The organism is Neisseriaceae bacterium CLB008, from assembly GCA_041228285.1.
Classification (GTDB): domain Bacteria; phylum Pseudomonadota; class Gammaproteobacteria; order Burkholderiales; family Neisseriaceae; genus JAGNPU01.
On sequence record CP166133.1, the window covers coordinates 1,127,972 to 1,147,128 of the forward strand.

The following is a 19,157-nucleotide window of genomic DNA, read 5'->3' on the forward strand; positions in this document are numbered from 1 at the left end:
AGTCGCCCATTTTTAAGGATTTTATTTTATAAGTGATTAATAATATTAGTTATTTATTTTCTATTGAAAGGGCTGTTACATAGGGTGTGTAGCGTTTGACCTGGAGAGGATAGAATTCTTGGATGGCGGCATAGGCCTGGGCGGCATCATTCAGTGGGAATACGCCCGAGATGCGTTGAGTGCCAAGCGCCTGTCGATTGATATAGGTGAGGCCACGCTGTTGTTGGCTGACGCGATCCAAAACGTCGGCCAGCAGCATGTCGTTGGCCACCAAAATTTGATCTTGCCAGGCTAACTGGGCTTGTGCATCGACGCTGGCGACGGTGCTGAGGCCTTGTGTAGACAGACTAACGGTTTGGTTTTGGGTCAAGTTTTGGCAAGGAATGGCTGCGGCATTGGCTGTACATACGCGCACTTTAGAAGACAGAACGGTGACGTCGACCGCCTGTTTTGACCAAGCTTTAACCGAGAACTGGGTGCCCAAAGCGGTGGCGCTGCCTTGAGTGCTGTGAACCACAAACGGGCGCTGCGCGTCTTTGGCGACGGTGGCAATGACCTCGCCTTTGCGTAGGTAAATGGTTCTGTGGTCGGGGCCGTAGGCCACGTCGACGGCCGAGTTGCCAGCCAAAGTGAGGCGGCTACCATCCGCTAAGGCAATGGTTTTGACTTCGTGGCGACCGCTGCGGTAGTCGGCCAGCGCCCAGCTTGTCCATTGCTGCTGGTGGGCATACATGGTGCTTAGGCCGACCAAGAGCAGCGATAAAATCAGGCCTTTACGCTGTCCAATATAGGTTTGTAGATAAGGCTTGGCCGCCACAAAGACATTTTGTTGATGCAGGGCCGCCACTTCTTGTATCGAGGTTTGGGCCAGAGGCAAAGAGGCCGCCTCGTGGAGGCTGTGGATGCGCTGCCAAGCCAATTGATGGCGTGGGTCTTGCTGTAGCCAGGCTGCAAACGCAGCGGCTTCAGCCGCAGACAGGGGCGCTTCGGTGGTGGCCAGCTGCCAAGCAATGGCGGTTTCGATCTGGGCTTCGGTGGGTTCGGTGTGGGACATTAGGCAAGCATGTGGCGTAGTTTGTAGCAGTGCATCAAACACTGGCTTAAGTCTCGTTTGACGGTGGTGATGGACAAGCTGAGGCGTTGTGCGATTTCCTGTTGCTTGAGGCCTTCAAAATAATACAGGCTAAAAATAGCGGTCATGCGTTCACCGCAGGCTTCTAAGGTTTGCGACAGCAAGCTCAAGGCTTCAATCACCATGACGTGGGCTTCGACCGTGTCTTCACTCATCTCGCTGTGCGCTAGGCACAGCTGCTCCCAGTAGTTTTTCTCAATCACGTCGCGGCGAATTTTATCGATGAAAATCTGTTTGGCCATGAGCTTTAACAGGGCGCGCGGATTGTCGCGTACCGAGTCGCAGGCCTTGGTGGTGGCCAAAACCATGGCCTTGATAAAGGTGTCCTGAGTAATGTCTTGGGCGACGTGGTGATTACCGCTTTGGCGGCGTATCAGGGCCAGCAGCCAGCTGGCGTGCGTGCGGTAAAACTGATCCCAGTCTTGCAGGGACATTACAGAAGTGTTGATCGCCATGGTGTACTTTAAAATTACAGTGATTTGATGAGAATGAGAATTGTTATTATATGTTTATTTGGCTGAAAGTAAATGGCTGTATGAAGGGTGGGGCTGATTTAAGTACGCGCCTGTGGCATTGTGTCCACGCATCGCCTTACACAGCCGCTCTGAATTCAGTGGCCAGAATGTGACGCAGGCCTTGTCTACCCACCATTTCAATGCTCATGCGCCTGCGTTTAGGTACAATGTGGGTTTCTCAGGTGCTTGAAGCAAACGATGAATCGAACCGAACGATTAATGAAGCTGTTGCAACTACTGCGGGCTTATCGCTATCCAGTGAGCGCTCAGACGCTGGCGGATGAGCTTAAAATCAGTGTGCGCACCGTTTATCGCGATCTAGAACTGCTGCGCGATCAAGGCGTGACGATTCAGGGCGAAGCTGGCTTGGGCTATGTTCTGGTGGCCGATGTGTCTTTACCGCCGATGACTCTAAGCGGCCAAGAGCTAGAAGCGCTGGTGTTGGGCTTGCGGTGGGTGTGCCGGCATGCCGACGACGATTTGGTGGCGGCAGCTAAAAACCTGTTTCATAAAATCAAGCAGGTGGTGCCAGCAGCGTCTAGCCAGGCCATGGATGCCTCGCCCGTTTTAGTGGGTAGCGAGTATCTGCATCGAGCCCAGGAAAAAAACCTCACCCCGTTGATCCGCGACGCCATTGATCTACAAAATGTGCTGGCCATAGACTATGTCGATTTAAAAAATAGCCCCAGCCAGCGGCGGATTTATCCAGTGGCTTTAGCCTATTTCAATGAAGTGCGCCTGATCATCGCTTGGTGTGAGACGCGGCAGGCGTTTCGTAATTTCCGTATTGATCGCATCCAGGGCTTACAACGGCTGGACGAGCGTTATCAGCCTGCGCGCACCTTTTTATTGCAGCAATGGTTTCAGGAGACGGGCATCCCCAGCCAAGATTTTTATTTCGATGATTAAGGGCTACTGACAGGTTCTGACAGTGATGATTCATATACTGAGCCTTTCCCAACCTGATGCATGAAAGGATTTCAATGTCAGACATGATGCTCTATACCCACCCCCATTCTCGTGGCGTGACCGTTTCTTGGATGCTGGCCGAATGCGCACAAGCGCACGAGGTGACGGCGCTGCAGTTTCGAGGCGACATGAAGTCGGCCGCCTACTTGGCCATCAACCCTGCCGGTAAGGTACCGACCTTGGTGCATGGCGACACGGTGATCAGTGAAACCGCAGCCATTGTGGCTTATTTGGCCGATTTACACCCTGAAAAACGGTTGGCGCCAGCTATTGGCCAGGCGCAGCGCGGTGAGTATTACAAATGGCTGTTTATTTTGTGTAATCAATTTGAACCAGCGCTAACCGACATCATGTTTGAGATCGAAGTCACGGATGACATGCGCTTTGCCTTGGGTTACCCAGAGTTTGCCGTTTTAGAGCAGCAGGTGACCGATGTCTTACGCCAGCAGCCTTATTTATTAGGCGCTGATTTTTCAGCGGCAGATATTCTGTTGGCGGCTTTGCTGGCCTGGGCGCAGTATAAAAATGTGGTGGTTTTAAATGACACCTTGAGCCAGTTTTTACAGCGGGTCACGGCCAGACCAGCCTTTATTGAGGCACAAAGTAAGAATGAGGCTTTAGGGCAACAGATGGGCCTGTGAGTGACGCTTTGATTGACGCATAAAAAATGCTGGCTTCGTGCCAGTATTTTTTATGGCCAGAAGACAGCTAGGGCTGGTCAGCACCGTATTATGCTAAGCCTATTTATGCCACAGCGCCGCTTGGGCGTGCAGCTTTTTACGAAACTGGCTGGGGGTGAGGTTGGTGATCTCTTTAAATTTACGGCTGAAGGCGCTGTGGTCGGTGTAGCCGCACTGAACGGAAATGTCGGTGATGGAATGGTGGTTGGCCAGAAGCGTAATGGCTAGCTCGAAGCGTTTTTTGTTGACCAGCTGCATGGGCGACATGTGAAAAATATGTTTGAACTGCCGATTAAGCTGAGAGACCGAAAGGTCGGCAATGTGGGCCAGCTCATCAATGGCAATGGGCTGGTTTAAGTTTTGACTGATGTATTGTGCCACTAGGCTCAGCTTGGAATTTAGCTTGGGGCGGTTTTCTTTTGGTTCTTGTAAGTCAATGGCGATGCCGATCATGCCGATGACCTGTTGCGATGAATTCAATAGCGGGATTTTGGTGGCCATACACCAGCCTGGAAAGCCTGATTGGTATAAATGCAGTTCTAAATGACTGATTAACGGCTGGTTGTTCATGACGTCGAGGTCTTGCTGGGTGAAGGCGCTGCCCAATTCATCGCCAAAAATCTCTTCCGCGGTTTTGCCAATCAAGGCGCTTAATTCGGTTTGGTGGGCTCTTTCAATCAAATTATTATTGGCCAATAGGTATTTGGCCTGAGTGTCTTTAATAAAAAAGGTGATGTTTTCTAATTGGTTGATTAAAGGCATGAGCAGGCGCACGTGCTTTAAAAACGTGGTTAAGTCGTCTACTTCGTAATAGTCGTGATGGAGTTGAAAATCAAACAGATTGTCTATTTTCATGACTTTTTTTGGGGGGTTAGGGAAAAGGTTCATCATAAGAGAAAACGGCCGTCGCGCAAAGGGTGAATAAAAACGGCCAACAGCCCAGAAGGCTGCTGGCCGTTCAGATGGTGGTTGCGGGTTTACTCCGCTTTGTCAAACGTCAGCGTTTTCCCCTTGGTTTCTTTCACCAACATAATACAGAAGATGGAGATGACGCTGGCACCAATTAAGTAAATCGAAATCGGTGTTGAGCTGTTGTATTCCTTTAATAAGGTTAAGGCAATCAGTGGGGCCCAAGAGCCAGCCAAGATTGGGGCAACCTGATAGCACAGCGACAGCGCCGTATAGCGAATGTGGGTCGGGAACAGCTCCGTCATCAAGGCTGAGTAGGGGGCGTAAGTCATGGATTGAATGAACAAGCCGATGATGATGGCCAACATAATCAACCAGTCATTGCCCGTGTCCATCATCGGGAAGCCAATAAAGCCCCAGAATGCGGTCAAGATGGCGCCGGTTAGGTAAATCGGTTTACGCCCAATCTTATCGCTTAGATGGCCCATGATGGGGATGAAGAAGAAGTGAATCGCATGGGCGCCAAACATCAAGGTGAGAATTTCCGTGGTGTCTTTATGCACCACCAGCTTAAGATAGCTGATCGAGAAGGTCACCACCATATAGTAGAGGATGTTCTCGGCGAAGCGTGCACCGATGCCGGCCACAATGGCGCGTTTGTGGTTTTTCCATACTTCCACTACGCCTAGCTGTTGCTTCTCTAGTTTGGCCTGTTTTTCCTGAGCTTCTTTAAACACCGGTGCATCATCTACGTTTTTACGGATCCATAGGCCGATCAAGACCACGACGGCAGAGAACCAGAAGGCCACGCGCCAGCCCCAGTCCATAAACTGTTCTGGTGACAATGAGTTAGACAACACCAAGAGCACGATGGTCGCCACCATATTGCCTAAGGGCACGCCGGTTTGCGGCCAGCTGGCCCAGTAGCCACGTCGGTCGGCAGGGCTGTGTTCGGACACCAAAATCACCGCGCCGCCCCATTCGCCGCCAAAGGCAAAGCCTTGGATCAAGCGCAAAGTGACCAAGAGGATGGGGGCCCAATAGCCAATGCTGCTAAAGGTGGGAATACAGCCCATTAAAAAGGTGGTGATGCCAACCATCACCAAGCTGACCTGTAACAGTTTTTTACGGCCATATTTATCGCCGTAATGACCAAACACCAAACCGCCTAAAGGCCGGGCCAAAAAGCCCACGGCATACAGCGCGAAGGCTGCTAAAATGCCATCGATGGCGTTGCCTGTTTGTTGAAAAAACAGCTCGCCAAAGACCAAGGCCGATGCCGTCCCATATAGAAAGAATTCATACCATTCGGCAATTGAGCCTACTGTAGAGGCGGCTACAGCCGTTTTGAGCTGCTTGGAATCATGTTTTTCCATGAGTATTCTCCTTATTTCTCTTAGTTTCTCTGTTCAGTGAATCGTCGCTAGGGCTGGTTTTTATGGTGTGATGCCCGTAGCGAACGTTAAGATGATGCCGCGTCCGCTTATTTAAAAAAGGCCATGAATTCTGCCGCTTGTGCTGCCGATAATGGGGATAGGGGTAGGCGTACGGGGCCCACATCGATTTGCCCTTTTAGGCAGCCTAGCTTGGCTTTTTGGTTGTAGTTGCCAGACTCCATTGAATAAATGGCGGGGTAAATACTTTGCATGATGGTTCGGGCGCGCGCCCAGTCGTTGGCCTGGGCAGCGTTGAATAAAGCCACTTGCTCTTCTGGAAAAACGTTGCCTGCGCCGGCGATCCAGCTTTTAGCGCCCCAAAAGAAAAAGTCTAGCGGTTGGTCGTCGCAGCCGCACACCACTTCAAAATCTGTCCATTCGGTTTGCAGTAAGCGTAGGGCACGGCTAAAGTCGCCGCTGCTTTCTTTGATGGCGATAATGTTTGGGTTTTGGGCCAAATGCACCACGGTTTCATAGTCGATGCTCAGGCCAATGCGGGCAGGGAAGTTGTACATGATGATGGGTAAGTCGGTGGCCGCCGCCACGGTTTCGTAGTGGGCGATCACGCCGGCTTGGTCAGGTAGGCTATAAGGCGGTGGCGCCAGCATTAAGCCTTCATAGCCTAGGGTCTGAGCCTGGCGGGCACGCTGACAGGCACCTTCAGTGGACAAGTCGTTGATGCCGGCAACCAGCGTGACCCGGCCTTTGGCGATGCCAGCAACCGTGGTCAAAACCGTTTCACGCTCTTGTTCAGTTAAGGTGTAGTACTCCCCCGTAGTGCCGCACACCACTAAGCCCGTGACGCCTTTGTTGATGAAGGCTTCGGTCAATGTTTTTAGGGTGTCAACGTCTAGGCTGTGATCGGCCTTAAAAGGGGTGACCAATGGGACTAAAATGCCTTGAATATTCATACGATTCTCCTTGTAACTATTGGGGTTTTTATTGTTTTTATAGATTGCTTGAATTTAAAACGGCAGGCTTGATATTTTTTGATAGAAATCATGCGTGTTTTAGCATAGCTTTAAATGACATCTGCTGGCGCCATTTTCATAACACGCTGTTTTAATGTTTGAAATATGTTGTTTTGATGTGGGTCGAGACGATTAGGGCAATGCGGTCTGAGCATAGCCATCGCTTGAATGCCTTATTGAAAGATGGCATTGGCGCTGCGCCTGCGTCGGAGGGGCTAGTTTAAAGCGCCTACAGTGGGGTGTAATCGTGTACGAGCAGCGCCGTTTATTTGGTAAGATAGGCCTTTGTGTTGAGTGAATGAGGGCGCTAATGAAACAACAACCCATTGCTTTTCAAGATCTTTATGCCGAGGCGTTTAGCCACTGCTATGGCTGTGGCCGTCATAACGTGGATGGCCATCATTTAAAAAGCTTCTGGGGCGAAACCAAAGCCCAGACGCTGGCCCACATTACCCCTGCCAATATTTACACTGGCGGCGTACCTGATCATCTGTATGGTGGATTGATCGCTTCGCTGTTGGACTGCCACGGTACCGCCTCGGCAGCGGCTTTTGTCGGTGAAGCCTTGGGCCTGCCGTTTGATGGCTCACAGCCGTTGCCGCGCTGCGTGACCGGCTCTTTAAACATCACCTTTCTAAAACCGACGCCGGTGGAGACAGAATTGACCGTCGTGGGCCGCTTGCTTGCCATAGAGGGGCGTAAGGTCTCTGTGGCGCTCAGCCTTTGGGCTGGCCAGACCGAGTGCGCTCGGGCGGACATGCTGGCGATTCAGCTATTGGCTGCGTGAGCTTGGCTTGGGGCGATGTTTAGCGGCTTAGTCCATGGCGTTGATAAAGTCGGTCTCTTGAGTCAGCTTTTTCGGTAGTTCATTGGCAAAATATTCCACGCAGGCGCGCAGCTTGGCCGAACTGCTTAGGCGATTGGGGTAGAGGGCCCAAATATGGGCTTCTTGCCAATAGCTGGGCAAAACATGGACCAGCCGTCCTTGGACGAGGTCATCGTAGACGTCCCAGAGCGAGCGCAGCATGATGCCGTGGCCAGATAAAGCCCACTGCTTGACTAGGTGGCCATTATTGGAGGCCAGCCGCCCTGAGATTTTGATGTTTTGCTTGCCTTGCTGGTTGTTGAGCTCCCAGATGGCAAAGGGACGGTCTTTTTCTTTAATCGCCAAACATTCGTGGCTGAGTAAGTCGTTCAGCGTTTTGGGCGTGCCGCGTTGGGCTAAGTAGTCAGCCGATGCGCACAGTATGCGGCGATTGTTGACCAGTTTTTTAGCAATCACGTTAGGGGCAATTTCATTGCCGATGTAAATGTCCAAATCAATGCGTTTACTGATTAAATCTTGGGCGTGGTCGACGGTGTCGAAGCGAATTTTAATTTGCGGAAAGGCGCGGGCGAACTCGGATAAGATGGGCGTGACAAATTGACGGCCAAATCCTGAGGTGCTGGTGATGTATAAAGAGCCTGATGGCGTGTCGGAATGGCTGGTGACGATCTCGGTCATGCTGTTTAAATCGCTCACCACATTACAGCCCCAGTCGTACACCACTTCGCCATCCTCGGTAAGGGTGAGGGTGCGGGTGTTGCGGTGCAGCAATCGACAGCCCAAGGTTTTTTCCAGAATTTGCATTCTTTTGCTGATGTAGGCAGGCGACACCCCCATTTCGTCGGCGGCCTTGATGAAGCTCAGGTTTCTCACAACCTGGATGAATACAAGCAAGTCATTAGTTTGTGGCAAGTTGTTCACGAATCGTGTCCTCTGTATTTATACTTTATGAGATTCATTATTGTTGTTTTTATATTATGCTAGTACATTGCAACAACGGCCGTTAAGTGGGGAGACTGAGGGCTGTTGGCGCATCATCAACGTCACGATGTAGGACACAGAGGACAAGCTCTGAGAGTATCAAAGTAATTTAGACTAAACAAGAGGGCAGTCTCACTCACGAGGACTCTGCCCCCCAGAACAAACTGAAAAGGTGACGCCATGGAAACGCCAGCGCATTGGTTGGGTGTGAAAGTCATTGCCATTGAACAGCTGACGCCGTTGATTAAGCGCTTTACGTTTGAGCGCCTCAATGGCCAAGATTTTCCTGCCTTTGCGGCGGGTAGCCACATTTTCCTTAAAATCAAAGCCTCTGATAAAAGTTACAGCAATACCTATTCTTTAATGGGGGGTTTGACGCAGCTAAGGTATTATCAAATCAGTGTCCGCCTAGAGGAGAATGGCGAGGGCGGCACCAAGTTTCTGCACGACCAGATTAAGGTGGGCGATGAGCTAGAGGTGTCTACGCCGCACAATCTTTTTCCTTTATCCGACGACCCAAGCTGCCCACATGTCTTAATTGCAGGCGGGATTGGTATTACCCCCTGCATGACCCATCTCGAAGCCTTACACCAGCGCCAGGCCGATTATCAACTGCACTATGCTTTTCGCGCTCCTGAGCATGGCGCTCTGGTCGATGATTTACGCCGCAGCGTGCATCAGCCTCATTGTCATTACTACATCGACAGTGAACAGCAATCCCTACATGTGCCCACATTATTGGCATCGCTGCCGAAGCAGAGTCATCTATACGTGTGCGGGCCACAGTCTTTATTAGATGAAGTGATTTGGGAGGCGTCAGAACAAGGCTTTGCGCCGGAGCAGGTGCATTATGAGTTGTTTACGGCCAAGGTGCCGCAAGAAGCAAATGCGTTTACCGTGGTGTTGGCTCAGTCAGGCTTAGAAATCGATGTGGCCGCCAATCAGAGCATCTTGCAGGCGATTGAGGGGCACGATTTTGAGGTGGAATGTTTGTGTCGAGAGGGCGTATGCGGCACCTGCGAAACCACCATTGTTTCGGGTACAGCTGAACATTATGACCAGTATTTGGACGATGAGGAAAAGGCGGCGCAAAAAACCATGATGATTTGCGTTTCGCGGGCGCGTGGCCCAAAAATCATTCTCGATCTGTAATAGGCCTGGTGAACCCAGGCCTGTTTTTTTAGCTGAAATAGCTGAAATGCTGGCCCATTTCGGCAATAAACGGCGCTTGCTCGTCGATTTCCAATAGGATGGGGCCCGTCATTTGGCCAGCCGCCAATAGGCCGGCGGTCAGTTCGGCTTCGCTGTGAATGTGTCGGTGTTGGGCGCCCATGGCTTGGGCGATGAGGGCGAAATCAGGCGCACTGATGTCCACGCCAATGGTCGGCAAGGATTTTTCTTTCATGTAGCTGCGTATTTCGCCATAGCCTTGGTTGTGCCACAAAACGATGATGATGGGCAGGCGACACTCTGTCGCACACATTAATTCAGGCAAGGAAAACTGTATGCCGCCATCGCCCACTAAACACACAATGGGCTGATCGGTGGCTAATTGCGCCCCGATTGCTGCAGGCAGAGCGTAGCCTAAAGTACCGTAGCCCGTGGCTGAATTAAACCATCGCCGCGGTGCTGGCGCCATATAGCCATGATTGCCGCTGTAAACTGGCTGGGTTGAATCCCCTACGATGATGGCTTCAGGCAAGGTGGTTTGGATGGATTTTAACAGCGCATTTTGTCCGGCCCAGTTGGCCGGATAGCCCTGAATTAAGGCTTGCTTTGCGGTGGCCACGCGTTGGTGTTGGGCTGGGTTGATAGGCCTGGGCGCTAGGCGTTGGCATAGGCCATTAATGGCGGTGGCGGCATGGCCGACGATGGCCAAATCAGCGATGAAGGATCGGTGTGCCTGTCTGGCGTCGATGTCGATGCGGATGAGCTTGCCCTGAATGTGCATGCCGTGATCGACGTATAAATCATAATCGGTTTGTCCAAGCTCGGTGCCAATGGCCAATACGACGTCGGCCTCTTGGATCAGCTGGCGCACCGGTGCGAAGGTAGCGTTACTGCCTAGATGCAAAGGGTGGTCGGCGGGTAGCAGGCCTTTGGCATTGATGGTGGTCGTGGCCGGGGCCTGTAAGGCTTCGACTAGGCGCAATACCATGGCGGGATCGGCCTGAACGCAGCCGCCGCCCAATAAGATCATGGGCCGTTGTGCGGCCTGTAATTGTGCCGCTGCGGCATCGAGTAGCTGAGCCGCAGGTTCCGGCGGTGCGGCCGTGGCCCCTACGTGCCAAGACACATGGTCGGCCTTGGCGGTGATGACGTCTAGGGGCAGCTGTAGGTGGACGGGCCCGGGCTTGGCGCTCTTAAAAAAAGTAAACGCTTCGGCCAGCGCCTTCGGCAGCTGTTCGGGCGACCAGATGGTCTGGCTATAGGCGGCGACCTGGGCAATTAAGGCCTGTTGATTAGGAAGCTCGTGCAGATGGCCCTCTTGGCTACCGGTGACGGCAATGGGATTGACGCTGGAGATCACCAGCATGGGGATGGCGTCCGCCGCTGCTTGGGCCATGGCGGTCATGATATTGGTCATGCCTGGCCCGGTTATGATGAAGCAGACGCCAGGCTTGCCCGACACGCGGGCATAGCCATCGGCCATAAAGCCCGCGCCTTGTTCGTGCCGCGGGGTAATGTGCTGGATGCGGGTATTGGGCAAACCGCGATAAAGCTCAACGGTGTGGACGCCGGGGATGCCAAAAACGGTGTCTACACCATAGGCTTCGAGCAAGGCGACCAATAGTTCGCCACAGGTTTGGCTCATGATTATTCCTTTTTGTGTGTGGATGATGATCAGGCTTTAGAGGTCTAGCGTAATGTGCTGGCCTTTGGCGCGGGACACGCAAATCATCATGGTTTTTTGGGCGGCTTTTTCATCGTCGTCCAGATACTGATCGTAGTGTTCGGCTTCTCCTGCCACGATGGCGGTTTCGCAGGTGCCACACACGCCTTCGCGACAGAGGCACTCTACCTCAATACCCAGAGTTTCAATGGCCTGGATGATGCTTTGATTGGGCGCAACCGTGATTTCGTGGCCAGATTTGGCCAGCGTGACGGTAAACGCCGCAGCGGTTTCTGGCTGGGTGGCGCTGAATTGCTCCCAATGAATGTGGCTGTCGGGATAGCCAAACTGCTGGCACAGCTCGATGGTATTGTCGATGAGCGACTGTGGCCCACACACATAGACATGGGTGTCGGCTGGCTGTTGCTGTAGCAAGGTGGTTAAGTCCAGCTTTTGGCCCTCGCTTTGGCTGTAGTAATGGCAATGAGGTTGATGTGTGCCTTGCTGTAAATCCTGGACAAAGGCGCCGTGCTCGGCTGAGCGAAAGGCGTAATGAAGCTCGTAATGGGCTTGACGGTTGTGTAGCTCTTCTAGCTGCGGAATGAAGGGCGTAATGCCGATGCCGCCAGCAATCAATAGGTGTTTGTGTTCTGACTGAGCCAGGGTAAACAGGTTATTGGGCTCGGAAATTTGTACGATGTCGCCAATGCTTAATGCTTCATGCATGTAGGCGGAGCCCCCTTTACTGTGTTCCTCTTTGCGCACACAAATTTGGTAATGTTGTGTATCTTGGGGCAAATTGGTTAAGGAATAGGCATTGGATAAGGTGTCGTTCATCTTCACCAAAATATGGCTGCCGCCGGTAAAGGCAGGCATGGCCAAGCCATTAGGGCGACAAAAGGTGAAGCGTTTGATTAAAGGGGTTAAGGTTTCAATGTGGCTGACCTTAACCGGCATTAGGGCGTATGAACTAGACATAATAGGGGCGCTTTCTCTCGGTTTCTTATGGATGAACCTTACATTCGGGGCTTCAGGTAACAGGCAGGCGGCGAAGCCGCCTGCCTGTTACTGCTTACTCTTGGTAGTATTGCGCCACCAAGTTGTGGAAGTGGGCAATGCCGTGCTCGCTGATGCCCGAGCGTTGCCTGTCGGTCATGATGCGGCCTTGGCCGCGATAGCCGCGTGATTTCAAGCCACGCTGCACGCTTTCAACCAAGCGCAAATCTTCTGGACGGAAGACGGTGCGATACCACTCTATCAACTCAAGTTGTTTTTGCGTTAATTCTTCATTTAAGAAGTAGATTTCATAGTATTGAACAGTGGTGTGGGCGTCTTTGGGGAACTCATAAATCACCGTCATGAAGTCGCCGCCAGGATTGACGTTGAACATGGTGCAAGGCCAGAGCCAAAAGCCACTGAAGGAGGCATCGGTCACGCCAGGTTCCAGCTTAAAGGATTTTTCTGACGAGCGGGCGTAGCCAAATTGCAGCGTCCAGTTGCCGTGAAGCGTGTGCCAGTATTTGTCGACCTGAACCGAATCGGAAAAGCCTGGGTGGGCGGGCGCACAGTGGTAGCACTCCATGTAGTTGTCGACGATGATTTTCCAGTTGGCCGGCGTTTCCGTGATGTAGCGCGCGGCACGTTTTAAGTCTTTGACAAAGTCGCATGATTCTAAAAAGCGGTCGGCCAGCCCGGCCAGTTGGCTTTCGACGTTGCCGGCTTCCATGTCCATATTGATGAAGATAAAGCCAGCGTATTCCTCTACCTGTACCGGTACTAGGCTAGAGCGCTCTTTATCAAAGCTTTCTACATGCTCACAGTTACGCGCTAAGGCCAATTGGCCATCGAGCTTAAAGGTCCAGGCGTGGTAGGGGCAGGTGATCACGTTTTTGGCCTTGCCGCTGCCGCTCATTAATTCATGACCACGATGTGGGCAGACGTTGTAAAACGCGCGCAGAACCGCGTCTTTACCGCGCACGATTAAAATGTTTTCGCCAACGATCTCGCGGGTGATGTAGTCGTTTGGATTGGCCAATTCGCTACCGTGAGCCACGCAGAGCCAACTTTTGGTGAAAATGGTTTCTTTTTCATGCTCAAAAGCCGCTTGGTCGGTATAGTATTCCTTGGGCAAGGTGTAAGCCACATCAGGGTTTTGGCAAAAGTCTTGCGGCAGTTTTGGTAGGTTTCCCATGAGGTTTCTCCTTTGATTGATCTTATTGAATGGTCGGTGGGGTGGTTTCTTGAGCAGGCGCCATGGTTTTAGCCGTCGACGCTGCCGGCCCTTGATGATCAGGGGCGTATTTGTTTTCAATGTCATGAGCGGATGCATGGCCATAGTCTTGGATCAGCCATTTGATGAAGCCATAGGTCTGAATCAAGATGATTACGATAAACGGTAAAGCCGTGATGATGGTGGCAGCCTTCATGGTGTCGAGCGGCGCATTGGCAAAAATCATGGCAATGGGCACCAGGGTCAACATCACACACCAAAATAGGCGCGAATTAGGGGAGGGATCTTCACCCTCTTTAAGGCCGCGAACGCAGGTGGCCGAAACGGCGTAGCCAACGGCATCCATATGCGCCGCCAAATACACGGCCATGATCAGCAAGAAGGCCCACATCAAGGCTTTACCAAAGGGCAATAAGGTCAATAATTGGCCAATGGCTTTTTCGCCGCCTTCAGCGCTCAATACCTGCGGTACATTGACGGTGCCTTGAATAAAGCTGTACACGCTGAAGTTTTCCAAAATGCCGTACATAAACCAGCTAGCGGTACAGCCGGCGACGATCAAAGCCAGAACCACTTCGCGGATGCTTCGGCCCTTAGACACGCGGGTGACAAATAAGGCCACGCCAGGGGCGTAGGAAATCCACCACAGCCAGTAAAAGACGGTCCAGTCGCGGGTAAATTGGCCCGTGCCCATCGGGTCGGTGAATAGGCTCATGCCCATAAAGTTGGTGGCCATCAGACCAAGGCTATTGAGGGTGTTGTTTAAAATAAATTCGGTGGGACCAAAGCACAAAATGTACAGCGCAAACAGAATAATGCCGTAGCACACAAACTGGCTTAAGCGCTTCATGCCGCTGTCCATGCCAACGTAGGAGCTTAAGGCGAACAGAATCGACACCACCAGAATAATGGTGACCTTGGTGACAAAGGTATTGGGAATGCCGGTGAGTAAGGACAAAATATTGGTGAACGTGACGGCGGTCAGCACCAAAGAAATGGTTAAGGCACCAAACATGCACAGCAAAAACAAGAGGTCGACAAAGCGGCCTACCAGGCCGGTGGCTTTAAAGCCGGTAATGGCTTCAACAATAGCGGCTAGGCTGAGGCCCTTGTTCTTGCGTACATAATAGTGGTAGCACAGGCTAATAGAGGCTAGGGCAAAAATGGACCAAGCGCTAGGGCCGTAGTGAAAAAATGAATAGGCCACGCTGTATTTAAGGGAGTCAGGCGTGTTGGCCACGAGGTTAAGGCCAGGCGTTTGGTAATAATATGCCCAGTCTAAAAAGCCCCAATAGAGGGTGGCCGAGCCCATGCCGGATAAGAAAAACATAAAAATCCAGGTGAGCGTGCCGTACTCGGGCTTCTCTTTGCCGAGGCGAATTTTGCCAAATTTGCTCAGCGCCAGCCAAACGCAAAAGACTACGGACAATAAGGTAAAGATGAGTACGGGGGCGGTAAACACGCGCGTGGTCCAGGCCATCATCTGACTGGCCAGCGTGATGGAGCCTTCTGAAAAGATAGAGAGCCCAGCCACGGATAAAAAAACAATGGTCAGCGTCAGGGCGGCCAACGGCTTATCTATCGAAGTGGTTCGATGAGTCATGATGTTCCTTCCTTTGTAGAGGTGGCGTCTAATGGTTGCTTTGCGGTGAAAGCTATTGTTTTTATAGGGTGATACGATGAGGCAAAATTAAAGTACCATAGAACCGTCTGAATTAGAGTGTTTAAACTATGACTGTACAGAACACGAATCGTGATCGATTAACCTTCAGGCTCAGCCTGAAAGCCTGTTTTACATTTTTGGTTGCTATGTAGAACCAGCGTTTTATCGTCTTAAACGTGTTTGCTTGTGTTGGAGATGGGTGGCGGTTGGGGCCAATAGGACTAACTGATGTCGTGGGGCGCCATCAATCGTTTATGTAGGGGTGAGCATCATAGGAGTAGGCTAGTTCATCTTATAAATTGACTAGTCAGTCTATTTTGTATATCGTATGAAAGGGGCCGACCAGCCTATTTATAGATGAGCATACGCGTGGCCGTAGGCTTGCTTTAGGGTTACGGCAGGGCTTAGCCAAACACATGACAACGCATAAAAAGCGTCAGTATCAGTAGGTGATGACATGAAAAATGAGCTTCTCCAATACCAAAATTTGGTGAACCAAGAGCAGATGCCAAAAGTGTATCGGCACTTATTATCAATGATGATGCAGCTTAAAGCCTTTTTAAAAAAACAGGGTACTGATGACGCTGGCTTCACGTATGGCAACGTGTCTCCTGGTTACATGGATTATACCTATTTCCCATTTTACAATGAGGACTTAAGAGCGCAGCAGTTGCGGTTTGGCGTAGTGTTCCATCATGCGAATATGGACATTGAACTGTGGCTTATGGGGCAAAACGCGGAGGTGCAAACAAAGTATTGGGCCATGTTTAAGCACACTGCGTGGAATGAAGGCGTGGACAGCATGCCGCCCTACAGTGTTTTAACCAAACGGCTGCTGCACTATTTGGATCACTCAGACGACTCGTCTTTATTTGATACGTGCGCCTTACTCATTAAGCAAGAGACAGATGCCATTTTGGCTTATTTACGCGATCAAACCGCTAGTCTATGACGTGCGTGAGTGGTTAAGACACCGTCAGCCTTGGGGATTATATGACTGAAATGCCCTAACGACGTGAGGCCAGAGCCGCGCTAGTGCACGGCCCTGGCCTCAGATTGAGGTTGCTTTAGAAGTGATATTTAAAACCAAGCTTATAGTTACGCCCTGGTGCTGGGCTTAAGGTTTGGGCCAGCGGGTCTAAGTAATAGCGGTTGCTGATGTTGTCAATCGAGAAGTTGAACGACATCACGTCGTTAACGTTGTAATTGGCAAACAAGTCCACCACGGTCACCGGTTCGTATTTTAGCTGGATGGCCGTAACCTGAGCCTGCCACGGTTCGGTTAACTCAGTTAACGGCCCACTGGTTTTGGTGATGCGCGTGCCCAGCTCAAGCTTTTCATTCATGAGCCGTGTGCCTGCCGTTAAGACAAAAGTGGTTTTGGGCGGATTTTGGGTGTTCACATAAGAGCCCGAAAAACCGCCATCGGTGCAGTTAGGTACCCCAGCTATATCGGCGCTTAAATAGGCAGCCATGGCCTTGTCACAGGTTTGAGCCTTAAAGTATTTGGTCGCTGAAAGATCGACAAAGAACCGGCCCGTGTCATAGTTAAGCTGCATTTCCATGCCTGAGACTTTATAGCTGTCGCTGTTGCTGATCTCTAGGCCATCTTTATAGTAGCGGGCAATAAAGTCATGAATGTCGTTCTTGAAGTAAGCGACGCGTACATTGGCCTGGTCGTGAACGTTAAACAGATTGTCTTTGTAAGCTGCCGCGCCAATTTCCCAGTTTTTGGAGCGTTCGGCCTTAAGGTTGCTGACGGTAGAGCCCACGCCTGCGCCCATCCCCATCGTTGTTTCAAATAGGCCGGGCATGCGAACCGCTTCGGTATAGCGTGCGTATAGGTGGCTATTGGGCGTGGCCTGATAACGGATGCTGGCAAAAGGTGCAAACTCATGGCCGCTGTATTTCATCGGTGGGTTATAGGTGTATTCGTAACCCGAGATTATGCCCGGCACCTCTTCTTTTTCGATCTGAACGTCTCGGACTTCTTCTACCTGCATCATCTTCAAAAAGTCATCGTATTTGTAGGGGCCACCGTAGGCAACGACCATCAAATCTTTAGTGTCCCCATTTTTGATTTTAAGCTGGGGATTGTTTTCGGGTAGGTATTCCCCATTATCGTCGGCAAACCACTCGAGCATGCCGTAGCGGGTATAGCCATAAGGTGTTTTGAGGTCTAGCCACGCTCTTTTGTAAGGGTTGTTTTCATAAATGGTTCTTTGGTTGGCTCTCTGGTTTCGATCTTGATTCTTGAACTTGCTGTATCGACCGCCAACCTCAAACGTCCATTTGTCATTAGGCATGTATTGTAATTGGGTTAACACGCTCATTTCTTTACGCTTGGCATCACGAAGGCCGCGGTTGATCTTTTTGTCGTCTTCGGTGATTGTGGCGTTGGGGCTGATGTCTTCTTCTAGGTAGGCGCCGCCGACTGTCCAAATAAAATCGCCCCATGAAGTATTAAAAGTGGCGTTGTTGCTGAAGTCAAACCCACCGCGGCGATTTTTTAGGCTAGACCAATTGTAGTCCGCGCCAATTTCAGACTGTTGCGATTCTGGGCCAACGGGACCACCGTTTAATTGGTGGTTTTTGGCGTTAGTGAGCCAGATATTGGCCTTAAGGTCTAGCCATGGATTGTCTGAAGGCAGGTAGTGGTAATTGGCGGTGTAGGCATTGATGCGCATGCTGCCCACCGGCCATTGAGGAATTTTTTGGCCATTGCCTCGATACAGCGATGACCCCATGATCTCACCAAACTGGCCATCAAAATAGCGATAGCTTAAGTCTAAGGTTTGTTCGTCAGTCGGGCGAATGCTGGCCTTGAGCAAGGTGGTTTCATTTTTACTTGAGGTGTTCATGATTTCTTCACCCGGCCGATACACGTTATTTAATTGCGCGTAGCGATCGCTGCCTTTTTTGCCTGAGTAGTAATTGCCTTGATCGTGTTTGGCATAGGCGGCAACCAGATCAATGTATTCGCCCTTATGTGCGAAGGCAATGCTGCCCGAGCGCGCCGGCAGGCTGTTTAAGCCCCCAGGCATGCTGCCGGTGGAAGTCATGTTTTGGCCTTTACCGGAGAGGTCAGGGCGGGTGCTGTTGCTGCCCAAGTTGCCGGTGATTCTCAGCCCGGTGTGGGCATCTTTTTTTAAGACGTCCTGTACGCCAATAGTCTTTAGCTGCACCATGCCGCCAATGGCGCCAGTGCCTGCCACTTGGGTGCTGGGCCCTTTTTCAATGTTCACGCTGCTGATTAAGTCGGTTGGAATATAGCTGCGCGTCTGGGTGCCGGCATAGCCTCGATAAGATTCTAATGCCTGCTGTGAGCCGTCTACGGTTACGGCAACTCGGCCCATGCCTTGTATGCCTCGGATGTTGACGTCTAGAGCGCCGCCGTTACGGCTGTCGCCTGACTCGACGCCGGCCACGCCTTTGAACATGTCAGCCGCACTGATGCGGGCGAAGCGGTTTAAGTCGGCTTCGTTCAAATACACTGAGCCGCCAGATCGTTGATAGACGGCGTCGTGTTTGGATTGAGGTCGACCAATCACCACGATGTCTTCCAGCGCCGATTGATCTTGGCCAAATTGGTTTTGGGCTACTTTTTTAGCGGCCGCATGGGCGCTGGGGGAGCCGCTTAGGGGTTTGCCTGCGCGTAAGGAATAGCTGCCGTTGCTGTATTCCCACACAATGGGCTGATCGGCCAGCAGGCGCTGTAGGCTCTCTTCAAAGGTGTAGTGGCCAGAGAGGCCAGAGGTAGTTAAACCCTTTAGGAGCGTGGGATCATAGGTGATGATGCGGTGATTGTCTTGCGACAGCTGATTAATCGCCTGAACCAAAGTGCCGCTGCGCACCTGTTGGCTCTTGGGCGGCGTATTTTGGGCCCAAACGTGGGGCGTAAAGGTTAAGTTAAGCGCGCTGATGATCAGCAGCGCCGTTAAATTCTTCTGATGTTTGTTCATGGAAATATCCTTATTATGGTAAACGTTCTTCCTACTTATAAAACGTTTGC

Annotated in this window: 16 protein-coding genes; 5 read left to right on the forward strand and 11 right to left on the reverse strand. The window is 51.4% G+C overall.

The features are described from left to right. Positions 1-49: 49 nt before the first annotated feature. Together AB8Q18_05150 and AB8Q18_05155 are read right to left on the reverse strand one after the other, a co-directional pair. Positions 50-1,054, reverse strand: coding sequence for a FecR domain-containing protein (locus AB8Q18_05150; protein XDZ52442.1), 1,005 nt, complete (start codon positions 1,052-1,054; stop codon positions 50-52). Next, positions 1,054-1,587: an RNA polymerase sigma factor gene (locus AB8Q18_05155; protein XDZ52443.1), complete on the reverse strand. Its 534-nt coding sequence runs from the start codon at positions 1,585-1,587 to the stop codon at positions 1,054-1,056. The genes AB8Q18_05150 and AB8Q18_05155 overlap by 1 nt, the downstream gene beginning before the upstream one ends. A gap of 258 nt (positions 1,588-1,845) precedes the next feature. On the opposite strand from AB8Q18_05155, the gene AB8Q18_05160 reads away from it, so the two are divergent. Together AB8Q18_05160 and AB8Q18_05165 are read left to right on the forward strand one after the other, a co-directional pair. Continuing rightward, positions 1,846-2,556 carry a helix-turn-helix transcriptional regulator gene (locus AB8Q18_05160; GenBank protein ID XDZ52444.1) on the forward strand — a complete coding sequence of 237 codons (711 nt, stop codon included), beginning with the start codon at positions 1,846-1,848 and terminating at the stop codon, positions 2,554-2,556. A 74-nt stretch (positions 2,557-2,630) separates the two neighbouring features. After that, positions 2,631-3,257, forward strand: coding sequence for a glutathione S-transferase family protein (locus tag AB8Q18_05165; protein XDZ52445.1), 627 nt, complete (start codon positions 2,631-2,633; stop codon positions 3,255-3,257). A gap of 99 nt (positions 3,258-3,356) precedes the next feature. Here the strand turns inward: AB8Q18_05165 and AB8Q18_05170 are convergent, their stop codons facing one another. The 3 genes from AB8Q18_05170 to dapA all read right to left on the reverse strand — a co-directional run bounded on the left by AB8Q18_05170 (position 3,357) and on the right by dapA (position 6,552). Beyond that, complete coding sequence (locus AB8Q18_05170; GenBank protein XDZ52446.1) at positions 3,357-4,151, reverse strand: helix-turn-helix domain-containing protein; 795 nt, start codon at positions 4,149-4,151, stop codon at positions 3,357-3,359. A 122-nt stretch (positions 4,152-4,273) separates the two neighbouring features. Then, positions 4,274-5,581: a fosfomycin efflux MFS transporter AbaF gene (abaF, locus tag AB8Q18_05175; protein XDZ52447.1), complete on the reverse strand. Its 1,308-nt coding sequence runs from the start codon at positions 5,579-5,581 to the stop codon at positions 4,274-4,276. A 107-nt stretch (positions 5,582-5,688) separates the two neighbouring features. Further along, a complete protein-coding gene (gene dapA, locus AB8Q18_05180; GenBank protein ID XDZ52448.1) occupies positions 5,689-6,552 on the reverse strand; it encodes a 4-hydroxy-tetrahydrodipicolinate synthase in 864 nt (287 codons plus the stop codon). Positions 6,553-6,922: 370 nt separating this feature from the next. Between dapA and AB8Q18_05185 the strand changes: the two genes are divergently transcribed. Then, positions 6,923-7,399, forward strand: a complete 477-nt coding sequence (locus AB8Q18_05185) for a PaaI family thioesterase (GenBank protein XDZ52449.1) — start codon at positions 6,923-6,925, stop codon at positions 7,397-7,399. A gap of 27 nt (positions 7,400-7,426) precedes the next feature. Here the strand turns inward: AB8Q18_05185 and AB8Q18_05190 are convergent, their stop codons facing one another. Beyond that, positions 7,427-8,359 carry a LysR family transcriptional regulator gene (locus AB8Q18_05190; GenBank protein XDZ52450.1) on the reverse strand — a complete coding sequence of 311 codons (933 nt, stop codon included), beginning with the start codon at positions 8,357-8,359 and terminating at the stop codon, positions 7,427-7,429. A gap of 240 nt (positions 8,360-8,599) precedes the next feature. On the opposite strand from AB8Q18_05190, the gene AB8Q18_05195 reads away from it, so the two are divergent. Next, a complete protein-coding gene (locus tag AB8Q18_05195) occupies positions 8,600-9,571 on the forward strand; it encodes a 2Fe-2S iron-sulfur cluster-binding protein (protein ID XDZ52451.1) in 972 nt (323 codons plus the stop codon). A 28-nt stretch (positions 9,572-9,599) separates the two neighbouring features. Here AB8Q18_05195 and AB8Q18_05200 read toward each other — a convergent pair whose 3' ends face one another. From AB8Q18_05200 to AB8Q18_05215, 4 genes are all read right to left on the reverse strand, one after another. Continuing rightward, entirely contained in the window at positions 9,600-11,234 is a 1,635-nt protein-coding gene (locus AB8Q18_05200) for a 5-guanidino-2-oxopentanoate decarboxylase (GenBank protein ID XDZ52452.1), read from the reverse strand. A 36-nt stretch (positions 11,235-11,270) separates the two neighbouring features. Beyond that, positions 11,271-12,230, reverse strand: coding sequence for a 2Fe-2S iron-sulfur cluster-binding protein (locus tag AB8Q18_05205; protein XDZ52453.1), 960 nt, complete (start codon positions 12,228-12,230; stop codon positions 11,271-11,273). Between the two features lie 94 nt (positions 12,231-12,324). Further along, the gene (locus tag AB8Q18_05210) at positions 12,325-13,443 is read right to left on the reverse strand and encodes an aromatic ring-hydroxylating dioxygenase subunit alpha (GenBank protein ID XDZ52454.1); all 1,119 of its coding nucleotides are present in this window, start codon (positions 13,441-13,443) and stop codon (positions 12,325-12,327) included. A gap of 22 nt (positions 13,444-13,465) precedes the next feature. Further along, the gene (locus tag AB8Q18_05215) at positions 13,466-15,085 is read right to left on the reverse strand and encodes a BCCT family transporter (GenBank protein XDZ52455.1); all 1,620 of its coding nucleotides are present in this window, start codon (positions 15,083-15,085) and stop codon (positions 13,466-13,468) included. Between the two features lie 517 nt (positions 15,086-15,602). Between AB8Q18_05215 and AB8Q18_05220 the strand changes: the two genes are divergently transcribed. After that, complete coding sequence (locus AB8Q18_05220) at positions 15,603-16,097, forward strand: hypothetical protein (protein ID XDZ52456.1); 495 nt, start codon at positions 15,603-15,605, stop codon at positions 16,095-16,097. A 115-nt stretch (positions 16,098-16,212) separates the two neighbouring features. On the opposite strand, the gene AB8Q18_05225 is transcribed toward AB8Q18_05220, so the two are convergent. After that, positions 16,213-19,107 (reverse strand): TonB-dependent receptor, encoded by a 2,895-nt coding sequence (locus AB8Q18_05225; GenBank protein XDZ52457.1) that lies wholly within the window; start codon positions 19,105-19,107, stop codon positions 16,213-16,215. Positions 19,108-19,157 lie beyond the last annotated feature (50 nt).

Coding starts and splice junctions, on each gene's coding strand:
- AB8Q18_05150 (XDZ52442.1), bottom strand. CDS start 1,054: ATGTCCCACACCGAACCCACCGAAGCCCAGATCGAAACCGCCATTGCT.
- AB8Q18_05155 (XDZ52443.1), bottom strand. CDS start 1,587: ATGGCGATCAACACTTCTGTAATGTCCCTGCAAGACTGGGATCAGTTT.
- AB8Q18_05160 (XDZ52444.1), top strand. CDS start 1,846: ATGAATCGAACCGAACGATTAATGAAGCTGTTGCAACTACTGCGGGCT.
- AB8Q18_05165 (XDZ52445.1), top strand. CDS start 2,631: ATGTCAGACATGATGCTCTATACCCACCCCCATTCTCGTGGCGTGACC.
- AB8Q18_05170 (XDZ52446.1), bottom strand. CDS start 4,151: ATGAAAATAGACAATCTGTTTGATTTTCAACTCCATCACGACTATTAC.
- abaF (XDZ52447.1), bottom strand. CDS start 5,581: ATGGAAAAACATGATTCCAAGCAGCTCAAAACGGCTGTAGCCGCCTCT.
- dapA (XDZ52448.1), bottom strand. CDS start 6,552: ATGAATATTCAAGGCATTTTAGTCCCATTGGTCACCCCTTTTAAGGCC.
- AB8Q18_05185 (XDZ52449.1), top strand. CDS start 6,923: ATGAAACAACAACCCATTGCTTTTCAAGATCTTTATGCCGAGGCGTTT.
- AB8Q18_05195 (XDZ52451.1), top strand. CDS start 8,600: ATGGAAACGCCAGCGCATTGGTTGGGTGTGAAAGTCATTGCCATTGAA.
- AB8Q18_05200 (XDZ52452.1), bottom strand. CDS start 11,234: ATGAGCCAAACCTGTGGCGAACTATTGGTCGCCTTGCTCGAAGCCTAT.
- AB8Q18_05205 (XDZ52453.1), bottom strand. CDS start 12,230: ATGTCTAGTTCATACGCCCTAATGCCGGTTAAGGTCAGCCACATTGAA.
- AB8Q18_05210 (XDZ52454.1), bottom strand. CDS start 13,443: ATGGGAAACCTACCAAAACTGCCGCAAGACTTTTGCCAAAACCCTGAT.
- AB8Q18_05215 (XDZ52455.1), bottom strand. CDS start 15,085: ATGACTCATCGAACCACTTCGATAGATAAGCCGTTGGCCGCCCTGACG.
- AB8Q18_05220 (XDZ52456.1), top strand. CDS start 15,603: ATGAAAAATGAGCTTCTCCAATACCAAAATTTGGTGAACCAAGAGCAG.
- AB8Q18_05225 (XDZ52457.1), bottom strand. CDS start 19,107: ATGAACAAACATCAGAAGAATTTAACGGCGCTGCTGATCATCAGCGCG.